General features: G+C 45.1%; 24 protein-coding genes. 6 read left to right on the forward strand and 18 right to left on the reverse strand.

Annotated elements, in window-relative coordinates; all coding sequences use genetic code 11:
• Window positions 1–155: 155 nt before the first annotated feature.
• Window positions 156–1,514, forward strand: a complete 1,359-nt coding sequence (gene trkA, locus DMI82_RS10040; RefSeq protein ID WP_110103205.1) for a Trk system potassium transporter TrkA — start codon at window positions 156–158, stop codon at window positions 1,512–1,514.
• A gap of 12 nt (window positions 1,515–1,526) precedes the next feature.
• Complete coding sequence (locus DMI82_RS10045; protein WP_110103206.1) at window positions 1,527–2,966, forward strand: TrkH family potassium uptake protein; 1,440 nt, start codon at window positions 1,527–1,529, stop codon at window positions 2,964–2,966.
• Window positions 2,967–3,303: 337 nt separating this feature from the next.
• Here the strand turns inward: DMI82_RS10045 and DMI82_RS10050 are convergent, their stop codons facing one another.
• Complete coding sequence (locus tag DMI82_RS10050; protein ID WP_227573884.1) at window positions 3,304–4,239, reverse strand: radical SAM protein; 936 nt, start codon at window positions 4,237–4,239, stop codon at window positions 3,304–3,306.
• Window positions 4,240–4,467: 228 nt separating this feature from the next.
• Between DMI82_RS10050 and DMI82_RS10055 the strand changes: the two genes are divergently transcribed.
• Both DMI82_RS10055 and DMI82_RS10060 read left to right on the forward strand, forming a co-directional pair.
• Window positions 4,468–5,169, forward strand: coding sequence for a response regulator transcription factor (locus DMI82_RS10055; RefSeq protein WP_110103207.1), 702 nt, complete (start codon window positions 4,468–4,470; stop codon window positions 5,167–5,169).
• A 42-nt stretch (window positions 5,170–5,211) separates the two neighbouring features.
• Complete coding sequence (locus tag DMI82_RS10060; RefSeq protein ID WP_110103208.1) at window positions 5,212–7,896, forward strand: sensor histidine kinase; 2,685 nt, start codon at window positions 5,212–5,214, stop codon at window positions 7,894–7,896.
• Between the two features lie 86 nt (window positions 7,897–7,982).
• On the opposite strand, the gene DMI82_RS10065 is transcribed toward DMI82_RS10060, so the two are convergent.
• The 10 genes from DMI82_RS10065 to DMI82_RS10110 all read right to left on the reverse strand — a co-directional run bounded on the left by DMI82_RS10065 (window position 7,983) and on the right by DMI82_RS10110 (window position 18,684).
• On the reverse strand, window positions 7,983–8,477 hold the full coding sequence (locus DMI82_RS10065; RefSeq protein WP_015527165.1) for a deoxycytidylate deaminase: 495 nt from the start codon (window positions 8,475–8,477) through the stop codon (window positions 7,983–7,985).
• A 39-nt stretch (window positions 8,478–8,516) separates the two neighbouring features.
• Window positions 8,517–8,945 (reverse strand): ribose 5-phosphate isomerase B, encoded by a 429-nt coding sequence (rpiB, locus tag DMI82_RS10070; protein ID WP_015527166.1) that lies wholly within the window; start codon window positions 8,943–8,945, stop codon window positions 8,517–8,519.
• Window positions 8,926–10,008 carry an L-threonylcarbamoyladenylate synthase gene (locus tag DMI82_RS10075; protein ID WP_110103247.1) on the reverse strand — a complete coding sequence of 361 codons (1,083 nt, stop codon included), beginning with the start codon at window positions 10,006–10,008 and terminating at the stop codon, window positions 8,926–8,928. Before DMI82_RS10075 ends, rpiB begins: the two co-directional genes overlap by 20 nt.
• Window positions 10,009–10,020: 12 nt before the next feature.
• A complete protein-coding gene (locus DMI82_RS10080) occupies window positions 10,021–10,602 on the reverse strand; it encodes an HD domain-containing protein (protein WP_110103209.1) in 582 nt (193 codons plus the stop codon).
• 128 nt (window positions 10,603–10,730) lie between these two features.
• The gene (locus DMI82_RS10085) at window positions 10,731–12,989 is read right to left on the reverse strand and encodes a DUF2298 domain-containing protein (RefSeq protein WP_110103210.1); all 2,259 of its coding nucleotides are present in this window, start codon (window positions 12,987–12,989) and stop codon (window positions 10,731–10,733) included.
• Window positions 12,990–13,007: 18 nt separating this feature from the next.
• The gene (locus DMI82_RS10090) at window positions 13,008–13,718 is read right to left on the reverse strand and encodes a glycosyltransferase family 2 protein (RefSeq protein ID WP_110103211.1); all 711 of its coding nucleotides are present in this window, start codon (window positions 13,716–13,718) and stop codon (window positions 13,008–13,010) included.
• Entirely contained in the window at window positions 13,708–15,705 is a 1,998-nt protein-coding gene (locus DMI82_RS10095) for a hypothetical protein (protein WP_110103212.1), read from the reverse strand. The genes DMI82_RS10090 and DMI82_RS10095 overlap by 11 nt, the downstream gene beginning before the upstream one ends.
• 69 nt (window positions 15,706–15,774) lie before the next feature.
• The gene (locus DMI82_RS10100; RefSeq protein WP_242981828.1) at window positions 15,775–16,494 is read right to left on the reverse strand and encodes an N-acetylmuramoyl-L-alanine amidase; all 720 of its coding nucleotides are present in this window, start codon (window positions 16,492–16,494) and stop codon (window positions 15,775–15,777) included.
• 85 nt (window positions 16,495–16,579) lie between these two features.
• Window positions 16,580–18,229: a glycosyl hydrolase family 18 protein gene (locus tag DMI82_RS10105; RefSeq protein ID WP_110103213.1), complete on the reverse strand. Its 1,650-nt coding sequence runs from the start codon at window positions 18,227–18,229 to the stop codon at window positions 16,580–16,582.
• Window positions 18,230–18,414: 185 nt separating this feature from the next.
• Window positions 18,415–18,684 (reverse strand): hypothetical protein, encoded by a 270-nt coding sequence (locus DMI82_RS10110; RefSeq protein WP_021651392.1) that lies wholly within the window; start codon window positions 18,682–18,684, stop codon window positions 18,415–18,417.
• A 359-nt stretch (window positions 18,685–19,043) separates the two neighbouring features.
• Between DMI82_RS10110 and DMI82_RS10115 the strand changes: the two genes are divergently transcribed.
• A complete protein-coding gene (locus DMI82_RS10115) occupies window positions 19,044–19,811 on the forward strand; it encodes an adaptor protein MecA (protein WP_110103214.1) in 768 nt (255 codons plus the stop codon).
• Between the two features lie 106 nt (window positions 19,812–19,917).
• On the opposite strand, the gene DMI82_RS10120 is transcribed toward DMI82_RS10115, so the two are convergent.
• Window positions 19,918–20,118 (reverse strand): DUF1858 domain-containing protein, encoded by a 201-nt coding sequence (locus DMI82_RS10120; protein WP_015527179.1) that lies wholly within the window; start codon window positions 20,116–20,118, stop codon window positions 19,918–19,920.
• A 208-nt stretch (window positions 20,119–20,326) separates the two neighbouring features.
• Here DMI82_RS10120 and DMI82_RS10125 point away from each other — a divergent pair, with 208 nt between their 5' ends.
• Complete coding sequence (locus tag DMI82_RS10125; RefSeq protein ID WP_015527180.1) at window positions 20,327–20,497, forward strand: DUF362 domain-containing protein; 171 nt, start codon at window positions 20,327–20,329, stop codon at window positions 20,495–20,497.
• 46 nt (window positions 20,498–20,543) lie between these two features.
• Here the strand turns inward: DMI82_RS10125 and DMI82_RS10130 are convergent, their stop codons facing one another.
• From DMI82_RS10130 to DMI82_RS10155, 6 genes are all read right to left on the reverse strand, one after another.
• The gene (locus DMI82_RS10130; RefSeq protein WP_110103215.1) at window positions 20,544–21,113 is read right to left on the reverse strand and encodes a MerR family transcriptional regulator; all 570 of its coding nucleotides are present in this window, start codon (window positions 21,111–21,113) and stop codon (window positions 20,544–20,546) included.
• Between the two features lie 226 nt (window positions 21,114–21,339).
• Window positions 21,340–22,668: a replicative DNA helicase gene (gene dnaB / locus DMI82_RS10135; protein WP_015527183.1), complete on the reverse strand. Its 1,329-nt coding sequence runs from the start codon at window positions 22,666–22,668 to the stop codon at window positions 21,340–21,342.
• Window positions 22,669–22,671: 3 nt separating this feature from the next.
• Window positions 22,672–23,118 carry a 50S ribosomal protein L9 gene (gene rplI, locus DMI82_RS10140; protein WP_015527184.1) on the reverse strand — a complete coding sequence of 149 codons (447 nt, stop codon included), beginning with the start codon at window positions 23,116–23,118 and terminating at the stop codon, window positions 22,672–22,674.
• Between the two features lie 2 nt (window positions 23,119–23,120).
• Window positions 23,121–25,169: a DHH family phosphoesterase gene (locus DMI82_RS10145; protein WP_110103216.1), complete on the reverse strand. Its 2,049-nt coding sequence runs from the start codon at window positions 25,167–25,169 to the stop codon at window positions 23,121–23,123.
• Between the two features lie 173 nt (window positions 25,170–25,342).
• On the reverse strand, window positions 25,343–25,606 hold the full coding sequence (rpsR, locus tag DMI82_RS10150) for a 30S ribosomal protein S18 (RefSeq protein ID WP_021651398.1): 264 nt from the start codon (window positions 25,604–25,606) through the stop codon (window positions 25,343–25,345).
• A 48-nt stretch (window positions 25,607–25,654) separates the two neighbouring features.
• A complete protein-coding gene (locus tag DMI82_RS10155) occupies window positions 25,655–26,113 on the reverse strand; it encodes a single-stranded DNA-binding protein (RefSeq protein WP_015527188.1) in 459 nt (152 codons plus the stop codon).
• Between the last annotated feature and the right edge of the window lie 17 nt (window positions 26,114–26,130).

The following is a 26,130-nucleotide window of genomic DNA, read 5'->3' on the forward strand; positions in this document are numbered from 1 at the left end:
ATATCTGTCTTTCTGCCATTTTTTTCTATATATACAGGAAAATATTACTGTTTAAAAATCAGATATACAGTGCTATAATATCCTTGCCTATCTTTACACGGATGGGCGCTTTTACTTATGATTTGTAGCCTGACCGGCTATTGAAGGAGGAAATTATGCAGGTAATTATTGTAGGCTGCGGAAAAGTCGGTAGAAATCTTGCAGAGCAGCTTCAGGCAGAGGATATTGATATCACTCTTGTCGACGTTATTGCCGACAAGATCAATGATCTCTGCGAAAATATCGACGCTATGGGAATCGTCGGTAATGGTGCCAGCATCAATACTTTAATGGAGGCAGGTGTTGATACTGCAGATATCCTGATCGCAGTTACCGCTTCTGACGAGCTGAACCTTCTCTGCTGTCTGATCGCGCAGAAGGCCAACCACTGCCAGACTATCGCCCGCGTCCGTAATCCCATTTATGAAAAAGAAATCGGATTCATCAAAGAACGTCTTGGTGTTACCATGATCATTAACCCGGAGTTTGCTGCTGCCCAGGAAATTTCACGGCTTCTCCGTTTTCCATCTGCGATCAAGATTGACACCTTTGCACGTGGTCGTGTAGAACTTCTCAAGTTTAAAGTTCTCCCGGAATTCAAGCTGGACGGAATGAGCGTTTCCCAGATCTCAGATGCTTTCCGAAGTGATATTCTGGTCTGCGCGATCGAGAGCCGTGACAATGTATCCATTCCTGGTGGTGATCACATTATACACGACGGAGATATGGTTTCCATTCTGGCCTCTCCGCTTAATGCAGCGGCATTTTTCCGTAAGATCGGTCTCAAGACCAATCAGGTCAAAAACTGTATCATCGTAGGTGGCGGAACCATTTCATACTATCTTGCCCATGCACTTCTCGATATGAAGATCGATGTCAAGATCATCGAGCAGAACAAAAATCGCTGCGAGCACTTAAGCGAACTGCTTCCGGATGCGACTATCATCAATGGTGATGGAACAAACCGTTCTCTTCTTCTCGAAGAAGGACTTTCCGAGTCCGAATCTTTTGTCACTCTGACAAATCTGGATGAAGAGAATGTATTTCTTGCCCTCTTTGCCAAAAGCATCTCCGATGCCAAGCTGGTTGCCAAGGTCAACCGTCTGGAATTTGATGATGTCATCGACTCCCTGGATATCGGAAGTGTCATCTACCCGAAAAATATCACTGCTGATTATATCCTGCAGTATGTCCGCGCCACTCAGAACAGCATCGGCAGCAATGTAGAAACTCTTTATCATATTCTGGATGGCAATGCAGAAGCACTGGAATTTGCGATCCGTGAGGAATCTGCCGTAACTTATATCCCTCTTGCAGAGTTGAATCTCCGCAAAAATCTTCTGGTGGGATGCCTGAACCGCAACGGCCGCATCCGCATTCCCCGTGGTCAGGATATGATCCAGGTGGGAGATACCGTGATCATCGTAACCACTCACAAGGGGCTTCGCGACATCACAGATATACTGGAAAAATAGAGGTACTGACAAATGAATTATTCGATTATTATTTATATCCTGGGATGGATCATGAATGTGGAGGCTGTCTGTATGCTGGTTCCCGGCATCACTGCCCTTATCTACCGCGAAAAATCCGGTATTGCCTTCCTGATCACGATCCTGGCATGTCTGGCTATCGGTGTTCCTCTGGTCAGCCGCAAGCCCTCCAAAAAAGCATTCTACGCCCGTGAAGGTCTTGTTACCACTGCCTTAAGCTGGATCGTTCTCAGTATTGTCGGCGCTGTGCCTTTTGTACTCAGCGGAGCTATCCCCGATCCGATCGATGCTTTTTTTGAGATCGTTTCCGGTTTTACCACAACCGGTTCCAGTATCCTTTCTGATCCAACACAGATGCCTTACTGCATCAACATCTGGAGATGCTTTTCCCACTGGATCGGTGGTATGGGGGTTCTGGTATTTATCCTGACACTACTGCCCCTTTCAGGTGGCTATCATATGAACCTTATGAAGGCAGAAAGCCCCGGTCCTTCCGTAGGAAAGCTTCTTCCAAAAGTCCAGTCAACTGCCAAGATCCTGTACAAGATCTACATTGCGCTCACTGTTGCACTGATCATCCTTCTGCTTCTTGGAGGGATACCTCTTTACGACAGTCTCTGTGCAGCATTTGGAACTGCCGGAACCGGTGGGTTCGGAATCAAATCCGACAGTATGGGAAGCTACAGCTTATATGTTCAGATCGTCATCACCATCTTTATGATCCTGTTTGGCGTTAACTTCAATGTCTATTTTCTTCTTCTCACCAGGAAGTTTTCTCAGGCATTGAAATCTGAAGAGGTCCGTTGCTACTTCTTTGTGATCATCGCTTCTGCCCTGATGATCACACTCAACGTCCGACATCTGTTTGACAATGTGTGGGAAGCACTTCAGCAGGCATTTTTCCAGGTTGGTTCTATTATCACTACCACCGGTTATGCCACTACGGATTATAACCAGTGGCCTGCAGTATCCAGAACGATTCTGGTACTGCTTACCTTCTGTGGTGCCTGTGCCGGCAGTACAGGCGGCGGAATCAAGATTTCCCGTCTTCTGCTTCTTGCAAAATCTGTTCGCAAGGAACTGCATCTTTATCTGCACCCCAACGCAGTAAAAAAGATCAAAATGGACGGAAAAGCGGTGTCTCACGAAGTTATGCGTGCCACCAATATTTATATGATCGTTTATCTGATGATTGTGGCTGCATCTATCTTCATCATCAGTTTTGATGAATTTGATCTTGTAACAAATTTCACAGCCGTAGTCACCACTTTAAACAATGTAGGTCCCGGTCTTTCCCTGATCGGTCCTACCGGAAACTTCGGGATCTTTTCTCCGCTGTCCAAGCTGGTCCTTTCTTTTGATATGCTGGCCGGCCGACTGGAGCTATTTCCGATCCTGATCCTTTTTCTTCGTGAAACCTGGAAGAAATTCTGATAAAATAAAAATCGGAGAACTGATATGTTATCATCAGCTTCTCCGATTTTTTTCTCCTGATACAGGCACGCTCCTGCCTGCTGCTTATTGCTTTTCGCAATTGAAGCAGAGGCTTTCCCTGGTTCGGTTAACATTCCGTCTCTCATTTATTCATGTATATATTCGTCATATTTTGCTATATTCGTGGCATAAATTGTTCTTTTCACATTTATTTCAAATGTTAGACACACTTTCTTCACATTTTTGCTGTATATTATAGGTCATAGAAGGTGATGAACTTTCTATAATATTTTTCTTTTTCATACGCGCCGGTACGAAAGTACCGGCCTCCTTCCATTTACGGAGTATTTTTTTCCACTCCCTCATAATCGAAATCAGGAATAAAGCTTTCTGAAGCAGTTTCTCCTTCCTGGATAAATCCATTCTGAATCCCCATATCCACAGCAGCATCCAGAACTTTTTCATACTCTCTTTTTGTAACTTTCCGGTTTAATTCCTTAAATTCCACAAATTTTCTCACCGGCGTATACTGATTCATAATACTGATATAAATATCCTCCCCATAGGTTTCATGAAGATACCTCAGAGCTTTTATGGAATTTCCTGTATGTCCCGGCAGGATCAGATGCCGGACAATGGTTCCCTTCCGGATGTATCCATCCTCTCCAAACTCACATTTCCCGGTCTGACGCACCATCTCTCCGATTGCAGCCTTTGCAGCCTGCACATAATCCGGCGCATAAGAAAATTTCTGTGCAAGCTCCGGATCCAGATATTTCAGATCCGGAAGATAAATGTCCACATATCCTTCCAGAAGCTTCAGGGTTTCTGTTTTTTCATACCCACTGGAATTATACACCACCGGAATATCCAGACCATTCCTTCGGGCCATATCCAGTGCCTCTATGATCTGTGGTACATAGTGTGCACCTGTTACCAGATTGATGTTTGCAGCTCCTTTTTCCTTCAGTTCCAGAAAAATCTCTCCAAGCCGTTCCACACTTACAGCCCGTCCCCTGCTCCCGATGGCAATATCATGATTCTGGCAGAAACAGCAGCGCAGTCCGCACCCGGAAAAGAACACTGCCCCGGAACCTTTTGTTCCGGAGATACAGGGTTCCTCCCACATGTGAAGTGCAGCCCTTGCCAGATAAATTCTCTCATCCATGCCACAGAAGCCTTTTTTCCCTGCACCCCGGTCTGCCAGGCATTCTCTTGGACAAAGAGCACAAGCTGACATAATTTCTTCCGTACAGTGTGCGCTCCCTGCCATACTGCTGATTTTATTTTCATTCTCCACTTTCACTTTTCTCCTGATCTTTCTTCTATTATCGTTATTTTCTCTACTAGTTTAGCACATCACGTCTGCTGCCAACAAGTCTTTCTCTGTTTACACTATATCCTTAATATAGTACAATGGATTTCATGAAATCTTAAGAATTTACCCCTTTCGTCTTAATTTCCGACTGCTATTCTAACAACATCAGGGAGGTACAAAAAAGTGGCTAACATACTTGTTTGCGATGACGACAAAGACATCGTGGAAGCTATCGAAATCTATCTTACACAGGAAGGCTATTGCATTCTGAAAGCCTATGACGGACAGGAAGCGCTGGATATCCTGAACAGCGAAACTGTAGATCTGCTGATCATCGATGTGATGATGCCCCGTCTCGACGGAATCCGGGCAACAGTCAGGATCCGGGAAAGCAATCCTCTGCCCATCATCATCCTGTCCGCAAAATCTGAAGACACGGACAAAATCCTGGGCCTCAACATCGGTGCAGATGACTATATCACCAAACCCTTCAATCCTCTGGAGCTGATCGCCAGGGTAAAATCCCAGCTGCGCCGGTACACACAGCTTGGCTCCGCTGCACCGGCATCATCGGAACACATCTACACAACCGGAGGTCTTACGGTAAACGATGACAAAAAAGAGGTGCTGGTAGATGGAGAAGCGGTACGGATGACGCCCATCGAATATAATATCCTGCTTCTTCTCATGAAAAATCCCGGACGTGTTTTTTCCACCACGCAGATCTACGAGAGCATCTGGAATGAAGATGCTCTGGCCGCGGATAACACTGTAGCCGTCCACGTCCGTCACATTCGCGAAAAGATTGAGATCAATCCCAGGGATCCCCGCTATCTGAAAGTTGTCTGGGGCCTGGGTTATAAAATCGAAAAACTGAGCCGGTGAGCCAGCCGGCCATGAAGTATCTGTACTTCAGAAAGGGGTATTATGAATAAAAATAAACATACGGGAAAAAAACGTTCATTTATGCGCATTCCTGCTCTTGTCCTTGCTCTTATCCTGCCTGTGATCATGGTCTTTTCAGCGGCACTGGTGATCCAGGCAGGTATCCGGATAGACTCTGCAGAAGATCTTAAAACAAAGGATTATTTCCAGACTTCTGCTTTTGCTGACAGCTTTTACTCAAAAATTTCCACAATCCTGTCCGGGATCTCAGCCAGGGAAATCCTGGATAAAACAAGCGAAGATGCATACATTGATCTCGGAGAGCTTTATAACGGAGATTCTCTCTCCTTCAAAAACACCTCCGGACTGGCTTATTCCTTCAATGATCTTAAGGAATGGAGTTCACAGACGATCCATTCCAATGATAACTGGATCGTCCTGGGCCTTACCACCCCGGAGGGTGAAACAAAATATATGTACTATTCTGATTTCAAAAAAGCTCTGGAAGACGGAACCCTGCAGCTAAATGCCAACTCCGGTGCCCTGAAATACGAGGGAATTTCCCAGAAAGACTGGACTGAGCGGATTCTTTCCTCTCTGAGCGCCGAATATGCAGACGGCGGCATCCAGTCACAGGAACCTCTGAAAAACATCACAGACAAAAACGGAAACGTAGTTTACACAGATGTGGCAGATATGCTCACTCCAATCCTTGAAATCCCCTGTGCACCGGAAGGTTACGACAGTCTCCTGGATTACATGAATTCCACTTCATCCAAAACCAGGAATTTCAAAGGGAACCTGAACGATGCCTTTGAGCAGCTGGATAATGCCCGGGATCTTTTTTCCAGCTGGACAGAAGCTGCTCAGACACTGGAGGAGTACAGCAGTGATAATTCCAATATCCATTATGCCTATACGGATAACACCTCACAGAAAATCTTCACAAATACAGATGCAGCCTATACTTCCGACCTGACTGATATTTCCGGTTTTTCAGACAAAAAGCCTTACGTGTTTCTAAGTGTCAACGAAGCTGCCACAGATGAAAAAAATGCCCGGAATGGTCTTATGAACCTGAACCTTTCCGCTGCTGCAACCCCTTCTGTAGGAAACTGGATCGATCTCCTTCGAAACTCCACATACGATGAAAACTGCAGTTTTCTTGCCTGGATCGATGATACCAGTCTTCCTGTACAGGATTCCATTAAAACTGACAGACAGCATTTCCTGACTTACCATACTTTATTTATCCCGGCTGCTGTGATCACCGCGATCAGTTTTCTGCTCTTTATCATAGATTTTATCTGGCTTACTGTCCACACCGGAAGAAGAAATTCCGATAGCGGTAATACAGACACTGCTCAGCCAGAACTGAACTTTTTTGACAGGATCTATACGGAAGCAGCAGCAGGACTCGTGTGTATCCCGGCACTTGGTGTATTGACCGCAGGACTGAGCATGCAAGCTTCCACCTATAACCTTGTCTCCTCCCTGATCATCCTGGGTATCACGATTTTCCTGATCACGTGCCTGTTCTGGATCGGCTATTTAAGCCTGATCCGCAGGATCAAAGCTCGCACCCTGTGGAAAAACAGCCTGCTTCGCAAATGCCTGAAGCTTCCCCGTCTGTGTCTTTGTAAAGCCGGTAAGCTGATTGATTTTTTCTCCAGGAATACCATCAGCAGAATACGTATGGTAGTGGGACTTGGCGTATTTCTATTTCTTGAATTTTTCTTCAGTGCCCTGCTCGCGGCATCTGATGGATGGTTCCTGATGTTTTTGCTTCTATTTCTTCTGGATCTGGGCGCGCTTTTCTGCGTCTACAAAATTGCTCTTGGGCGGGAACTCCTCCTTGATGGTCTGAAACGGATCACCGATGGAGAGCTCACTTACAAGATCCCGGAAAAGGAACTCCGTGGTGATCAGAAGGCAATGGCACAGTATATCAACCGCATTGGTGACGGGCTGGACGCTGCCGTGGAAAAAAGCCTCAAAGATGAGCGTATGAAAACCGAATTGATCACCAATGTCTCCCATGATCTGAAAACGCCGCTGACTTCCATCATCAATTACATTGATTTGCTGAAAAGGCTGAACCTCAAAGATCCGGAAGCACTGAAATATCTTGAGATCCTGGACTCAAAGGCACATCGTCTGAAAAGTCTGACCGAAGATGTAGTGGAAGCTTCCAAAGCCAGTAGCGGAAATCTTTCTCTGGAAATGACGGAACTGAACTTTGTGGAAATGTTTTACCAGGTGATGGGTGAATTCGAAGAACGGATGGAAAACAGACATCTGACCCTGATGACACATCTGCCTGATTCTCCTGCCATGATCTATGCCGATGGCAGACGGATGTGGCGTATCCTTGAAAATCTTTTCGGCAATATTCTGAAATATGCCATGGAGAACACAAGGGTCTATGCGGAAGTTCTTCTGGAAAAAGATCAAGTCATCTTTACCCTGAAAAATATTTCCGCACAGCCTCTGAACATTCCGGCTGAAGAACTGACCGAACGTTTCATCCGCGGCGATGTTGCCAGAAATACAGAAGGCAGCGGACTTGGATTATCCATCGCACAGAGCCTTACCCAGCTTCAAGGTGGCACCTTTAAACTTTATCTGGACGGTGACCTTTTCAAAGTCTGCTTAAGTTTTCCACAGAAGATCTCTCCCACAGCCTTATCCTCACCGGAAGATCTTCATTCCGAAACACCTTCTTAACCATTCATAAAAAACAGCAGCTGAAGCCCTGATGCTATGATGGATCAGGGGCCAAGCTGCTGTTTTTCTCTTATTTTTGTTCTCTTTTACACTTTAATGGTGATCTCACGGTCTGTCCGGTTATATTTATAATACCGGACTCCGGCTGCATCCAGCATTTTTTTGGATGCGATCACAGACGGAGTATCTGCATATTTATCACAGTCATATACAATAGTCCTGATCCCTGCCTGGATAATAGCCTTGGCGCATTCGTTGCAGGGAAACAGGGACACATAAAGCTTGGCACCTTCCAAACTTCCTCCCCGGTAATTCAGGATGGCATTGAGCTCACTGTGTGTCACATAAAGATATTTGGTATCCAGCGGATCTCCTTCTCTTCCCCAGGGAAACTCATCATCGGAACATCCCTTTGGAAATCCATTGTACCCCATTGACAGGATCTTGTTATCTTCACTTACGATACAGGCACCAACCTGTGAATGAGGATCTTTGGAACGCATGCCGGAAAGCATGGCAACCCCCATAAAATACTCATCCCAGGAAAGATATCCCTGTCGTTTCTGTCCTTTTTTATCCATACAGAATCCTCTTTTTTCTATTGGTTTCTTACTGATCGATCAATCCTCGATCATGTTGATTCTTCTGATATGACGCTCATCCCCGGAAAATGGTGTATCCAGGAATGTATCCACGATCTTCAGAGCAAGTCCCGGTCCTACTACACGACCGCCCATGGCCAGAATGTTGGCATCGTTATGAAGTCTTGTTGCCTCTGCAGTAAAGCAATCTGTACAAAGTGCAGCACGGATTCCCTTAAATTTATTAGCAGTGATGGAAATTCCGATACCTGTTCCGCAGATCAGGATACCTTTCTCACACTCACCGTCCACGATCGCCTGTGCTACTTTCTTTCCATAAACAGGATAGTCTACAGATTCCGGACCATTGCATCCAAAATCTTTGTACTCCAGTCCTCTCTCTTCCAGATGCTTCTTTACCTCCTGCATCAGCTCATAGCCGCCATGATCACATCCCAGTGCTATCATTTTCTTTCTCCTCCTCAACATTGATAATTTTATGACCAGCCGCTTTCAATAAGCGGTTCATGATCGCCTGTCCCATTCTTGGTGTAAAAAATGCCTCTGAATAAATGGCACTTACATTACAGCTGTCAAAATCACGCAGGACCTCGTACAGATGATGCGCGATCGTGTCTTCCTGCGCCCGGCTTCCGATACTCTTTACGATTCCATGTGAATATCGGCCTTTTGTTTCATCTGTTGCGATGATCCCCACAGTCAGTCCCTTATCCTCAGCCTCTCCGGCTCTTTTTTCGATCTCCGCGATCACACCCTCTGTGGATCCCTCCACAATGGCAAGATCTGCCTTTGGTGCATAATGACGATATTTCATTCCCGGTGCTTTTGGATGGACCTTGCTGTCCGGTTTGATCAGCCCCTTATCCATCCTTACATCTCCAAGTGTTTCCCGGAGCATTTCCAGGGAAATATATCCCGGCCGCAGGACTACCGGTATGTCTTCTGTAAAATCTACGATAGTAGATTCCAGACCGATGTTTACCTGTCCTCCATCAATGATCATATCAATGGCTTCTCCCAGATCCTCTGCCACATGCCCCGCTGTCGTAGGACTTGGTCTTCCGGAAGTATTGGCACTTGGCGCTGCCACATATCCGCCAGCCGCAAGGATCAGCTCCTGTGCGATACGGTCACTTGGAAAACGTACTGCCACACTGTCCAGTCCTCCGGTTGTTTCCTTTGGCACGATATCTGCTTTGGGAAGGATCATTGTCAGCGGACCCGGCCAGTACTTCTCAGCCAGTACTCTGGCTTTTTCAGGAACCTCCGTAACGATCTTATCCAGGTCACGGATATCTGCGATATGTACGATCAGCGGATTGTCCGAAGGTCTTCCCTTGGCTGCATAGATCTTCATCGATGCTTTCGGATCCAGGGCGTTTCCTCCAAGACCGTATACAGTCTCTGTGGGAAATGCCACAAGCCCGCCGTTTTTCAGGATCTCGCCACCTCGGGCAATTGCCTTTCTGTCTATATTCTCCGCTGTCATAACTGCTATTTCTGCTTTCATTTTACGCTCCATTTACTGTCTGATATAAATCCCCTGCTCTTCAATAAAATCCTCCAGGTCCTGAAGGGCATCCTGTGCCCAGGTTTCGGATTTCTGAAAAGTCTCCGGGAAAAACATGTCTTTTACTATTTTTTTACCTGTTTCTGTTTTAAAGATCTTCTCTGCACTTTTCTTTATATGTTCTTTATCCAGTCCATCTTCAAAATAATTAACCAGAAAATCAGCTTCCACAAGGATCTGATAATCCAGCCCATCAATATCCTTATAGGTATGATGATGTCCTACCAGATATTCCACTCTGCGGATCACCCTCTCTTGAAATCCCAGTGCGGTAAGCATCTCTCTGGCAGCTGCCGGGCCTTCTGCTTCCTGCGTTTTTCCATCAGAGCGTCCGTATTTTTCCATACCGACTTTGATCCCGATATCATGGACGAGAGCCGCAGCTTCCAGAACATACATCGTGTCTTCGTCCAGACCCTCACCCTGGCCGATCAGCCTTGAAAGATCATGCACCTTCACAAAATGCTGGATATGTTTCGGATCCCCCTGATAATAATGGATCATTTCCATATAAAGTCTGTCGATTCTGTTCATAATATCCTCCTCTCTGCTGCCATCCCGCAACTGTTGCTTTTTCTGCATACTGCTCAGCAGAAATCTCTCAGAACATATCTGTACCAGTCACATAATAGTTATATTATAGCGTTATTATGGAAAAAATGTCAATCCTGCTCCACTTTCACAATGTAGGTTCCTGACATATCATCTTCAAAGACAATGCTTCCCAGACTCTGAAGAACTCTGTCATTAAGCTCTGTTCCATATTTTTCTTTTTCCCGTTCTCCTACAAAGATATAAGAAATATCATAACGGCTGATCAGTTTTTTTACCGTCTCTGTATCTGTGGAAGTATAAATAGTCTGGATGTCCGCACTTTTTTCATTGAGATCAGGTACATTATTTCTCCAGAGCCATTCATGCACATACCATCCCAGTACGGTCGGAAGCCCCGTAGATGCAGAAACTCTCTCATATCCGGTATAGCTGTCCCCGTTAGCCTCGAGCACCACAGGAGAGCCCTTGATATTCTGCTTCAGCCAGCGGATCGCCGACGCATCCTGAGGAAAATCCTGCTCAAGAAATGTAGTTGCATCCAGTCCCTGATACTCCGAAACCTTCCAGACATCCCCAAACCAGGAATGTACGGAATTTCCGAAATAGCCCACGGTCCAGAGCAGTACAAAAAGCCCCACACCTGAAAGGATCCGGATGATTTTCTGTCTGGATACCACCAGCATACGATAAATCCCATATCCCATTGTCATTCCGAAAAGGATATATGCCTGATACGTCAGCTTGAACATGGTATTGGCTCTGGCATTTCCATTTTCATAAATATCCCGTACATATACAAGCTCCGGGATCAGAACCAGTCCGATAGCACATAAGCCCATGATCACTGCAAAAAGATCCGGAACTGTGAGCGCCTCCAGCAGCCTGTAAAGGCTTTTGTGCTTCAGTCCCCTCATTTTTTCTGTGATAACAGACAGGATCAGCAAAACAGTAAGGAGCACCGGAAGCCCCCAAAGGATCAGAAGCTGATACCACAGCGAATGATGCTGTGCCAGTGCCACTCCCTGTACCATCGTATCAAATTTCAATGTAAAGGGCAGGATCACCAGATAAGAGAGCCCTATGATCTCCACTGCCTGTACGATCGTCACTGCCAGGATCCTGATTATCTTTCCCTCAAATCGTATGATATTTGCGATCAGGACAACGCCGCCGGTCACTACAAAATAGATCACAAAATCCCAGTAATTGGTCCACTGGAACATGCCAAGAAAAACTGACGCCAGAAGGATATGCGGCATCAGAAGCTGTCTCAGCCAAAAAACACTGCGTTCCTGTTTTTCAGGCTCAGGCCCTCTTTTTCGGATCATTTTCAGCCATGCATAGAGCATTCCTGCCAAAAATGTCACAAACATCACATTTACCACATGGGCATGAAGATCCCCCAGGACAAACGAATAGCATGGAAATTCATGTATGGTCTTATCACTGTCATTCACCGGATTATACCCTATGTAACGTGTTGCATCCGGGAACCAGTAGCTGGCTGCTTCTGCCGCCCCCTGCATCTTCCGAATCAGCGGTAATACACAACGATAGACGATATAATGTACATTTCCTGCAATAGATACTGCAATACCTGCAGTAATTCCTGCCAGTGACGGAAGATATTTCTTCTTTCCATCCAGCCGTCCATACAGCCTGTCCTTCGTCATCTGACGGACCAGCGAAAACGGATACACAAAGGCAAACGCTGCCACAAAGGTACGCATCAGATTATAAGTCACTTCCACTCTGCTTCCTGTAAGCTTCGTAAGAAATACTGCGAAATACTGCCCGCCATAGTAATAATTGATGGTTCCCTGAGAATACCAGAGATCACGTGCAGGAAGAGTTTTGCTCCGCATCATGGCCTCCATGAAGCCATAATCCATAAATTTCTCTGTTCCGTATGCCTGCGGCCGGAATCCAGCCAGATAAGTCCAGAGCAGAAAAATCCCAAAAAACAAAAGCTCCTCCCGAAAGACCAACCGGATCTTTCCTGACGGATAGCATTCAATCCCATGCTTCAGCTGAACATGAAAAAGTACAGCACACAAAATGCCAACAGCCACAGATACTCCTACACACACTGCTGCTGTAAAAGGAAGAATTTCCACCGCTACCAGAAGCCAGGTGAGAAATCCGGTAACCGCAATGGCAAGTATCTTTGAAAAAAGCCAGCCCCGGTCTTCAAAGCCTCCGAAAAGCCTTCCTGTGACCGGCATTGCCACCATTCCCATAAACAGTGCAAGCAGCCACCACGTCCAGAATGTCCATACATCTCCTCCCAGGAGATACGCTGAAAGTACTGTCAGGATCACTGCTGCAGTCAACTCCGGAAATAATTCTCTGATCTTTTTTTTCATCCTTCTGTCCCTCCTGTATCAGATCCTGCCCCGCAGACGGATAAAGTCCGCAAATGCCTGTCTTCCGATCTTTATGATCCGTTTCATGTTGATAGAGTTTTTTCCGGCCTGTCTCGGTCGGAATGTGATGGGGATATATTCCACATAAAGATGATGTTTTTCATAGATCACAGTCATCAGCACATTGGAAAGGAAAAATCCGTCTGGGATACGCTTCAGTACTTTGGCGAGCTGTTTTCCCTCCATCAGCCGATATGGCGTATTTGCATCTTTTACCCAGGTTCCAAAAATAAGAAAAAGCACAAGCCGCAGTATTCTTGTCACAAAAATCCTGGAGAACCCATCCTCTCTCTTCTGCCGGTAACCGATAAGAAGCCCGCACTTTTGACGTTTTTCCCAGAACTGCCAGAATTCCTCAGGAAGTGTCTGCCCGTCTGAATCCGTCTGAAAAATATAATCAGCATCTTTTTCCACTGCGTAACGATATCCTCTGAGTATTGTTCCTCCATGCCCTTCATTCGGTTTATCGATTCCTATAAGACGGTCATACTTTTTCTGATAGTTCTGTATTTTTTTGTAGGTAGCATCTTTGCTGCCATCATTCAGGATCACCAGGCGGCTGTCCCCGCCGATCTTCTCCACTACCGGATACCATTGCTCGATCACGGTCCCGATATTTCTTTCTTCATTATATGCCGGCATAATGATATATAAGCTGTCATGTTTCATAGATTCTTATTCTCCCATCCTCTGAGGTATACACCAGTGGATATGTCTCCCTGATGATATCCTCATGACATTCCTGCTGTTCAAATTCCATATCCTCCTCAAACAGGATATATGTGATCTTTTCCTGCTTTACGGCAGCTTTCAGTACCTCCGGATCATCCGTGGTATACATGAGCACTGCCTGGCCGGCACGATAGCTCGTATCGTACCCTGCAGACCATGCATAATAAGGCCATCCGCAATACAGCATGGCACCGGACATAGTGACCTCATTCATGGTATATTCCGGCGTCAGCAGAAGGTCATTTTTCTTAAGATTCGCACTGAGCCAGTCCGTCAGGCTGCTTTCCATATTTACAGTCATCCTGTGTGCGGAATCGTTGTCTCTTAAGATGATCACGTAATCGTAGATTCCGGTTGCACTAAGGCAGATACAAAGGACGGCTGCCACTGCGCGACCAGTCCATTTCTTCCAGCCTTTTTTTCCCTCAAGGAAAACACATCTAACGCTCCATCCCCAGAACACTGTCACAAATGCGTAGGAGATCATCACATATTTATGGTTGACATTGATGTCCGGAGTCAGCGATACCAGAAATGCAAATACCATTGGTAGCAAACAGCCCATCAGCACTGCCCGCTGACTTCTTTTCAGAAATACTGCTGCCACGATCATTCCCACAAAGAAAAATCCACTGATCTCCACCAGATACCAGAGTACACCGGAAATGCTTTTATTGTCTGCCAGAAATCCCCAGTAAAAGGATGGACTCATAACACTTCCCGACACAAAGATCTTCGACTGCAGTTCCGAAAAAAGTACCGCCAGTCCGGCACAGATCATATAATCCAGCTTACCGTCAGAAAAAACTGCCAGTCCGGCAAGGATCAGAAGACCGCCGATCAGCGCAGCTCCGTTCCAGAAGGCAGTTAATCCCAGAAACAGACCCAGAAGGATCGCCGTACCCTCATTTCTGCAGATCCAGGCTTCTTTTGTAAAAAAGCGGTTACGGATCCACAAAAAGCCCTGTTCCTTGTGACTGCATCCGGCTTCCACCCAATCTATAAAGGTCCATACCGCTACAGCTGCCATCAGAAGACCGAAGGCCAGATGACGCTGGTTCAGATATACATTGAAATTCCATAATCCCCAATTTTCATTGGTGGTATAACCGATAAACGCCGTATTTTCTTCCAGAGTCCGTACAAGATCCCCCGCCTGAAGATGTTCCCACAGATAACGCCAGAACGCTGTTCCGCTGCGGAAAAAAAAGAAAACAATGGCAGCTGCCCCTGCCCAGAAGCTTTTAAACATCCGGTAGCTGATCCCGTAAAGCACCATAAGAAATCCCACCAGAGACAGGATGCTTACCAGATTATATCCCAGATCAAGACGAAAGCCCAAATACTCCAGATTTCCCACAAGGAACTGGAACATAAAATGATATTTCACATCCTGCCCGCCATAATGCGGATACTGGGTTGGAAAATTATTTCCTCTGGAAAAAGATCGCATCATTGCCGTGTGGGGTGCATAATCTCCATATACAGAAAAACCGGAGTACAGAATGCCGTCTTTCATGTAAAAAACGTAAAACATCATCCAGGTCACAAAGACCGTCAGAATGCCAAAAAGCAGAAGCTCTTTTTTCAGGATCCATTTTCTGCTGATCATCCGTTCGGATATCACAAGATTTTTTTTCTGTTTTTTCTTTTTCCACCGGAAGATTCCCGAAAGCAGCAGGATATCCACCAGAAATACGATCAGATTTCCATAAAAAAGAGGATGCTCTACCCCCGCGCATATGCTGAACATCCAGGAAAGAATATAGACTGCCCAGGTCAGCATCAGGATCCCTATTCCAAATGCTGCCGGCAGGACCACCCATATCCTGTTTCCTCTTTCAGTTGTTTGACGCGGAAACAGACATCCTGCCATTTCCAGTCCTGTTAACATACATAATATAAGATAAATGATTCCAAGCATAGGATTCTCCTTAATTCACGTAAAGTATAGCAGAATCACCTTCCTATGAAAAGGCTATTCACATTTTTTTCAATTTTTTTCGTTTTCCTTCTGTTTTTCCAGATATGTAACGATTCCATCGGCCACAGCCTCTGCTACTTTGCACTGATACTTCTCTGTCTGAAGCAAGGAAGCTTCCTCCGGATTTGTAAGAAATCCACATTCTACGATATTGATCACACATGGACTTCGCTTCAGAAGATAATAAGTCCTGTTTCCTTTTGCCACCCGGGGCCGTACAATGGAAAGCTTCCGGTTCATGTTTTCCTGGATCGCAAGTGCCAGTGCTTTTCCGCTTTCCGAATCTTCATAATAAAATACCTGTGGACCTTTTACTCCGGGATCACTGTAGCTGTTCTGATGGATACTCACAGAAAGCACCGGTTCATATTTCCGGATCTGTTCAATACGATTCTGCAGATCCTGTGCTTTCATATTTTTTGTACCATTTTCATAAAGACCTTTATCTTCTTCCCGGGTCATCACTACGGCAAGGCCTTTTTTTTCCAGAATCCCTTTAAGTTTCATGGCAATATCCAGATTGATCCCTTTTTCCTTCAGTCCACCGATTCCCACCATTCCGGAATCCATACCGCCATGGCCGGCATCCACCAGGATCACCTGATCTGCTTTTATATTTCCGGATACATCTATAAGTCTGCCTGCAGTTTCTGCCGCTTCCCATGACAGAATATAAAAACAGACCAGCATAAGAACTGCCATTGCCAATTCTATGAAATGTTTTTTCAACGCAAAACACCCCCGGCATATTTATTTTAATATATGTTGCCGGGAGTGTTTTTAGCATTGTGAAGATCACAATGTTTTCTTCTGTTTATGACAGGTTTTCTGTGATCACGCTCCAGATTCCGCTGTTCTCGAACCCAAGCTTCCACTCTGCCACACCTGCCAGTTTGTATTTTTTGATCAGTTTAACCTTTTCCGCAATAGACTTAGAGTCCTCCAGCCAGATCTGGTATGTAGCACCGTCCCCTTCATAGGTTCCGTAATTCTGACTTGTCTTTTTGTCCCAGTACGTTTCTGCTCCGTTATCACCGATCGTCTGCTGTGCCTGATCCATACCGATGGCCTCACTTGTCAGTGCACCGCCATCTGTAATCTTCCAGAGCCTTGTGTAGAACGGGATCGCAAGGATCGTCCGTTGAGCTGCTACTTCTGAAAGCGTATCCTTAACCCCCTGTTCTACCCATGGCAGAGATGCCACGGAACCTGCGTCGGAGCCTACGTAATGCTCATCATAGCCCATAATGATCACATAATCTACAACCTTGCCCTGTTCCGCACGGTCATAATGACTGGTAAAATCTTCCGGAACCGGATTATCTACCGAAAGCACCAGGTTATTGGCGTGGCACTGGATAGAAAGTTCTCTTAAAAACTGAAGGAAATGGATTCCTGCTTCTTCGCTCAAAGATTCAAAATCAACATTGATTCCATCCAGTCCTGCTTTCAGTGCATAAGTGATCAGCTGATTCTCCAGATTCTGCCTTGAACTGGTTTTTGAAAGAACTTCTGTGGTACTCATGTTCTCATTAAAATTATCCACCAGTCCCCATACCTTCAGTCCTTTTTCATGTGCCTGCATCACATACTCCCCAGATGCAAGACTAGAAATATTTCCGGAGTTATCCGTTACAGAAAACCAGGTCGGAGAGATCACATTCACGCCTGTCATATTCTGTACCGCATCTGCGAAATAGCTGTTTGCGTCTGTGCTGGTAACCTGGTGCCATGCCAGGTTCACCGGCTCATCCATGGTAAGATATGTATAGGACTCTGTCTTAAAATCCCTTTCATAATCCGTTGTATCCACGGCACTTACTTTTTTCTTCTGAACATAACCGATGTAACCGTCATCGGTTGCCACCTGATCCCAGTCCTCACCTTCATTCATCAGACGGAGAACTGTATTCTTCGCCAGTTTGGAAAGAATCGGCGCCTTGATCCCGCCCCGGTAGCGGATCACTGTATCCTTCTTTGTGGTCACGGTCTCCACATTGGTAAATTTGTACTGTATCGCAACCCTTGCAGGATCCTGCCCTATATAAGAATCGATATCTGTATACTCTTTTACATAATCCAGTTTCAGATAAACCGTGTCATCCTTCAGCCACACGTTTCCGTCTGCCTTATCTGAAGCCGGTTCCTCTGTGAGACTGGATGGTGTTGCATACAAGATCTTCTTGTTTTCACTGTCCCAGTAATATCTCTGATTCAAATATCCGTTCACTACATCCAGCGGAAGATATACATCTTCTCCTGAGATAAGTGCCTTCTCCTCCAGTTTCTCAGTTCCAAGTATCAACGCAGCCTCACCGTCTGCATTCTGTCCGTAGTATTCTGTCAGATTCATCTGTTTCCTGCTTGGTATAACCTTATTGATCCCGTAAACAGCCCCTCCGGCAAGAACGACCAGAACGATCAGCAGACCTACCACAAGGATCGGTATGTGTTTTTTTGTCATATTTTTTTCCTTTCGGTATAAAATGTCATAATTTGTTTCATTATAACATATCTTGTCTACATTTCGTTATAAAAATCGACTTTTAATAATTTTTCACAATTTCTTTAGAATTTCGGTTCCCCGCATGGTATGCACGAGTGCAGGGGATGATCGTTATCCGGGGAACCGTTTTTTCTTATGTACGGTCATTCTTTACGAATAAGATCAAAGCTTACACAGGCGATATGGCCGTCTTCATCTTCCGTATAATCCCGCATATAGACCCCGTTTTCCGCAATCTGACAGGCTTTTGCGATTTTTTTCGGAGTGCTTGGTGCTCCATTGAGATAAAGAGAAACTCCGTTCTCACGATAAAGCTCCAGTTCCCTTCGAAGGGGTTTTGCGGATTTCTTTTTTTCCTGTGATATATTTGGCGTATCCCGACCTCCTTTCCTGGTTAGATTTTCAGAAAACACCAGCAATGGTTCTCGAAAAGCTGCAACTTCCCTGTTAGGATGATACTTGTAATAAAATATAAATAATAAAATGGGGAAAATTTATCTGTGTACCGACAGACTCGCCGATGAATTTCACACAGAATCCTTATCTTCAGAAAAATATGACTTTAAGTTATCGTTACTGTCTTCTTGCTTCTGGGATGAGACAGCTTTTCTGATTTTCATTATACCTGATTTCCCTTCAGATGCAAGTCTTTTATAAGAGAATAGGAAATTTTCTTTTTTTCTCAGGTTTCTGCATCTTTACATCTTGTGTATAACTGTTATATAATACAGTATGTAAAAGATTAATTTATTCACCTATAGGATGTGATCATATGAAAATAGAAAAAATCAATGAAAATCAGATCCGCTGTACCCTGACGAAAGAAGATCTGGACAGTCATCAGATCCGTATCAGTGAACTTGCATACGGTACCGAGAAAGCCAAACGTCTCTTTCGTGATATGATGCAGCAGGCACAGATACAGTTTGGTTTTGAAGCAGATAATATTCCTCTGATGATCGAGGCTATTCCTGTCAATGCCGAAAGTGTTATCCTCATTATCACTAAAGTGGAAGATCCTGAAGAACTGGATACACGTTTTTCCAAATTTGCCCCCTTCAAGGGCAACAAGCCTTCCGATACCGTAGAGATCGATGGCGCTGACAATATCATCGATATCTTCCAGAAGCTCTGTGAATCCAAACTTAAGGATTTTTCACAGAAACCGGAAGAAAAAAGGGCAGAAACTTCCACCTCTCAGGAAACAGAAACTCCGGATGCATCACAGCAGCCAGCTGAGAGTTCTGTAAAGCTTATACGCCTGTACTCTTTCCCGGAGCTGGATGATGTTATTGCCGCAGCTCATGGTATGAATGGTTTCTTTACCGGTGATAATACTCTCTATCGTGAAGGAGAAGACGGTGTCTATCAGCTGGTTCTTCATCAGTCAGACTGTACACCTGAAGAATTTAACAAGGTCTGCAATATCCTTTCCGAGTATGGCATCGGCCGCGCATTCACACCAGCCGGTGAAGCCTACTTCAGAGAGCACTGTGCACTGATCGCTGATCATGCACTTCAGAAACTTCTGAATATCTGACAAACCAGATATCCTGCAGACAAACAAACCGCTGTCGGAATGCGATCCATATGATCTGCATTTCCCGACAGCGGTCCTTTTGTTTTAGCAAAAAAGCTTCTGTTTATTACTCACCAAGAAAATCATTGATCTGAGCTACGAGGACATCTGCATCCAGGCCATGGACCATTGCTGCTTCCTCCAGAGATTCCATCTGTGAAGACGGGCAGCCAAGACAATGCATTCCTGCTCTCATCAGGATCGGTGCGATATTCGGGTCTACAGTGAGCAGTTCTCCGATCAGCATGCTCTTTGTAACTTTTGCCATGATTGTATTCTCCTTTACTGTTTTATCGAAATATTTTCATTCCGTTCTGCTATTATAATACGAATCCGGAATGGAATCAACGGGTTATGAATTTTCAGTTTTGTTTATAAATTTATACTTGTATTCTTTATGCAGATATATTAGAATGGGGATAGAATCCCTGGTAGGGGATACATACAATACACAATTTAAAAGGAGGATATCAATTATGGCATATGTAATTTCTGACGAATGCGTTAGCTGTGGAACATGTGAGGGTGAGTGCCCGAACGAGGCTATTTCTCAGGGAGACGAGCATTATGTAATCGACGCAGACGCTTGTGTTGACTGCGGAACATGCGCTGAGGCCTGTCCAGTTGGTGCTATCTCTGCTGAGTAATGCACCATCAGCTTGATAAGCTGCTATAATGAATGAGGCTGCCGGTTTACCGGCAGCCTTTTCTGTTTCTTTTATTCTTTTTTCCCTCACAGGAAGCTGCCGCTTCTCTTCTTGCCTGCTGCTGCCTGCGGATCGCTTCATCCAGAGAACGACACCGGTACTCTCCTTCTTTCTTTCTCTGCATTTCCTCACGGATCAGGCGTTCCATGATTTCCTGAAACTCCAGTATCTTATCGTTATCTGCTCCGCACTTCTCTGTATTCCCGAATTCCGCTTTTTCCATGAACTCCTTTTCAGATCCCGTATTTTTCATTGGGGTATCTTCAAGCTCAACAGCTTCTCCCTCCAGAATCCTGATATCAGATTCTGAAAAATCCGGTGTATCTGTCTTTCTTACCTCCGGTGGGATCAGTGTACGGATTGCTTTCAACTGAAGTCCCTTACTTTTCAGCTCATTTATTTTAAGAAAAAGCTGGATATCAAACGGTGTATAATAGCGATGTCCCAGTTCATTGCGTCCGATCCGAAGCTCCAGTTCTTCCTCCCAGTAACGCAGGACATAAGATTTCACTCCGGTCAGTGTTACGGCCTGTCTGACTGTATATCTTTTTTCCATTGTGAACGCCCCCTTATATAGAGATTCACTGCTGCTGTCTACAGTATAACCCCTGAGATCAGGAAATAGCAAGATTAATCGGTTGACATAATTTTACAAAATATGACTCTTTGCCTATATCCATAGCATCCCGAACTCCACTATCACACTGACAAAAATACAAAAGGCCATCAGGATAACTATAAGCTTCCATCCTGACAGCCTTTCATTTACCGTCTGCACGGCTCTATTTTTTCATATTTACAAACTGGGTATATCTTGGCAGCCATACCAGCTCCACAGTTCCGATAGGACCGTTTCTCTGTTTGGCTATGATAATTTCTGCAATGTCTTTCTTCTCGGTATCTTTGTGATAATAATCATCTCGATAAATAAACATGACCACATCCGCATCCTGCTCAATAGCTCCGGACTCTCGAAGATCCGAAAGCATTGGTCTGTGATCCGGTCTCTGTTCCACTGCACGGCTAAGCTGTGATAACGCAATTACCGGTACATCGATCTCTCTAGCCAACGCTTTCAGTGATCGTGAAATATCTGAAATTTCCTGCTGCCTGGAATCCGATTTTCCACTTCCGCTCATCAGCTGAAGATAATCGATCATGATGATCCCCAGATTATGCTCAAGCTTATATTTTCTGCATTTGGAACGAAGCTCCGCAATGGAAATTCCAGGTGTATCATCAATAATAAGATTGGAGCCACCGATAATATCCGCTCCTTCTACCAGCTTCGTCCAGTCCTCATCTTTCAGATTTCCGGTACGGAGATTCTGGGAATCCACGTGAGATTCCATAGCAAGAAGACGGTTTACCAACTGCTCCTTGGACATCTCCAGACTGAAAATAGCCACGGTCACATCTTTACGAAACGCCATATACTGGGCAATATTCAATACAAAGGCAGTTTTTCCCATGGAAGGTCGAGCTGCGATCAGTACAAGATCAGACGCGTGCATACCGGAAGTCTTATAATCCAGATCCACAAATCCGGTCGGAATCCCGGTAACGGAGCCCTTCAGCTTGGAAGCCTTCTCAATATTGCTGACTGCATTCAACACAACCTGCTGGATCGGCACATAATCGCTGCCATTTGTTCTCTGTAAAATATTAAACAGCTTTTTCTCGGATTCCTCAAGTATGGTTTCCGTACTGTCCTTTTCCAGATAACAGGCATTTGCAACTTCTTCCGTAGTCCGGATCAGCCGACGGAGAACTGCCTTTTCACTTACGATATTGGCATAGTATTTCACATTGGCTGATGTAGGAACTGCTGCGATCAAATCACGGACATATTCCATACTGCTGATGTCCGGCGGAAGTTCCTTCTCCTTGAGACGATTCTGCAGAGTGATCAGATCTACCGGCTGTCCTTCATTACAGAGTTCCACCATGGCATCAAAAATAATGCCGTATTGTTTTTGATAAAAATCATCACTGGTCAGGATTTCGGAAGCCACCAGGATCGCATCACGATCCAGGATCATGGATCCGATCACTGACTGCTCTGCCTCAATACTGTGAGGCAGAATCCTCTTGATCAGTGCTTCTTCCATTGATTACGCCTCTTTTACCCAGACTTTGAGACTTCCGGTTACCTTCGGATGAAGTCGTACCGGAACATTGGTAACACCCAGGTTACGGATTGGATTCTCCAGCTGGAGCTTTTTCTTATCGATATCAAGATTCAGCTGTTTTTTGGCTGCCTCTGAGATTTCTTTTGAGGATACAGAACCGAATGTTCTTCCGCCTTCACCTACCTTCAGAGTAAGGATAACCTCCTTTGTGGAAAGCTCCTCTGCAAATGCCTTGGCAGCGTCCAGGTTTTCCTGTGCAACCTTTTCTTCATTTGCTTTACGGAGTTTCAGGTCATTGAGATTCTTGGATGTAGCTTCAACACCAAGCTTTTTTGGCAGGATCATGTTTCTTGCATATCCGTCACTTACATTTACGATCTGTCCCTTTTTACCCAGGGATTTAACATCTTCCAGAAGAATTACTTTCATTTCTATTTGTCCCCTTCCTGATATAACTGGTCTATAATTTCTTTCAGCATTCTTTCGGTCTCATCCATGGTGTCTTTCACCTGTGCACCGGCAATATTCAGATGTCCGCCGCCGCCCATCCGTTCCATCATGACCTGTACATTCACTTCATCAATGGCTCTGGCACTGATGTAAACCTCATTATTATAGCTGGTAAGAACAAAAGATGCCTTGACTCCTGCGATATTGAGCAGCTCATTGGCCGCCTGTGCTCCTACAACGGTAGGACTTTCCAGACCTTCACTCGGACATCTTGCAATGGCAAAATAATCTCTGTAGATCTCCGCAGTACGAACTGCCTCCGCTCTCGCCTTATAGGAATCAATATTATCCCGGAGCATCTTACGTACACGTGTCACATCTGCTCCGCATCTGCGCAGGAATGCTGCTGCCTCAAAGGTACGCACACCCGCTCTTGTTGTAAAGTTGTTGGTATCGATCATGATACCCGCATAAATACAGTCCGCCTCAATACTTCGAAGCTTCAGCCCGTCTGCAAAATACTGCAGGATCTCTGCGATCATCTCGCAGCTTGAGGATGCATATGGCTCCACATAGGACAGAACTGCATTCTGGATCACCTCGCTGCCGCGGCGGTGATGATCCAATACCACAATGGTCTTTGTCATATAGAGAAGATCCTGGCATTCGGTATAGCTTGGCTTGTTGGTATCCACCACAATTACTACCGTATTGTTATCCACCAGTTCTTTGGCCTGATTACTGTCCACAAACATGGACGGCTCATAATCCGGATTCTCCATAAATCCACTCATCAGCGGCCGAATGGATGTGGTCGGATCATTGATCACAATATGCACCGGCTTGCCAAGAGTCTTACCGGCACGGTAAATACCGATTCCGGCTCCCAGAGCATCCACATCTGTGATCTTATGTCCCATAACCACCACTCGATCCTTGGTGCTCATAAATTCCTTCAGAGCCTGAGCCTTCACTCGTGCCTTCACACGGGTTGATTTCTCCATCTGCTGCGCTTTGCCGCCAATGTAGGTAATATTATTTTCATTTTTGATCACTACCTGATCACCGCCACGCCCCAGCGCCATCTCAATGGCAATTCTGGCATATTCGTAATTCTGGATATACGTAGCAGCATTCAGACCGATTCCGATACTTAATGTCACAGCCATTTCATTTCCGATGTTAACCGTCTTAACCTCATCCAGGATATGAAAACGCTGTTCCTTCAGTGTTTCCAGTGAACTCTGGCGCATGATCAAAAGATATTTATCTTTCTCCAGTTTCTTCACAAGGCCGTCAAAGTTGGAAAAATATTTCGTGATCTTACGATCGATCAGTGCGATCAGAAGGGATCTGCGCACATCCTCCACACTCTCAAGCGCCTCTTCATAATTATCCAGATAAGCCAGTGCCACAACAAGCTTATTGTCCTCATTCTTCTGAATGTATTCCTTAAGCTCTGTTTCATCATAAAGATACATGGCGATCAGACTGATATTCTGGGACATATTCTCCAGAATATCCGCATGACTGACCACTTCACCCATAGTCACCCGCTGCATGGAAGCCCGATAGATCCGATCCCCGAAATGTATACTAATCTCGGAAATTTCCAGTTCATCGGCTACAGGAAGCTTGTCCGGAGTAATATCCGGGAAAACTGTGCTGATATTTTTTTTATAAAACTGATCTCTCCCCGTAATCTCCGAAAAAATACGGTTGGACCAGATCATGCGGCCTTCCATATCCATAATGGCATACGGAAGCGCCAGTTCTTCCAGCATCCGCTTTTCTACCACATCATACTGATTGGCAAATGCGATCATATCATTGACGATCAGCGGTTTGTGATATCGAAAAAGCTGTACTGCAATAAAAATATAGATCACAGTACCTGCAGACACCAGAATTCCGGCCTTTACACTTACAATAAACACCAGCAGGTCCAGCAGCACGACCAGGACCGAAAGGTACAGCGGCCAGCGCATGAAGTGTTTCATAGGCCCCTTGAATTTAACTTTGTTGTTCATTGCTTTTTCCTGTTCTTAATGTAATTTAACCCACAAGTTATTTAACATTATACCAGATTCCTTATTATAATTCCATAGCAATGATAAAATCTGTTTTCCTCATAAAAAAAACAGGGCCGCTGCCTCCAGATGACTGCTCATCTGTTTCGCAACGACCCCGTATAAGATCAGAATTAGTCCTGAACGTATGGCATCAGGGACATATGACGTGCTCTCTTAACAGCAACTGTCAGTGCTCTCTGATGTTTCGCACAGTTACCTGTAATTCTTCTCGGGAGAATTTTACCTCTCTCGGAAACATACTTTCTTAACTTTGCTACATCCTTGTAATCGATCTCGTTATTCTCTTTACCGCAGAATACACAAACTTTTTTTCTTCTGCGTCCGCCTCTTCTCTTCATCGGAGAATCTGGTCTCTCGCCTCTATTGTAAGCCATGATTGTTTCCTCCTATCTTATTCGTCTCATCTGTCTTGATCAGATGTTCTAATTGAACGGCAGCTCCTCATCAATTCCATCTGGAATGTTCATGAAGCCGTCGGCGCTTGCTGCGCTCGGACTCGGCATAGACGTTGCAGGTGCTGCCTCTGTTCTCGGATGAGCTGCTGCATAGCTGTCGCTTGATGCTTTGCTCTCAGCAAATTCCTGATCCTCAACAACAACCTCTGTCGTATAAACCTTCTGTCCCTCACGGTTCGTATAGCTTCCTGTCTGGATACGTCCCGTAACTGCAATTTTCAGTCCCTGTCTGAAATACTTTTCCGCAAATTCTGCTGTACGTCCGAAAGAAACACAGCTGATAAAATCAGCACTTGCCTCTCCGTCACGACGGAATCTGCGATCAACTGCCAGTGTATATCTGGCGATTGCCAGGGCATTTTCTCCTGCGGAATATCTTACCTCAGGATCTCTTGTCAAGCGTCCCATTAATATTACTTTGTTCATCGTTCTACCTCTCTTAT

It is taken from the genome of Blautia sp. BCRC 81119 (assembly GCF_003184505.1).
GTDB classification, from domain to species: domain Bacteria; phylum Bacillota; class Clostridia; order Lachnospirales; family Lachnospiraceae; genus Blautia_A; species Blautia_A fusiformis.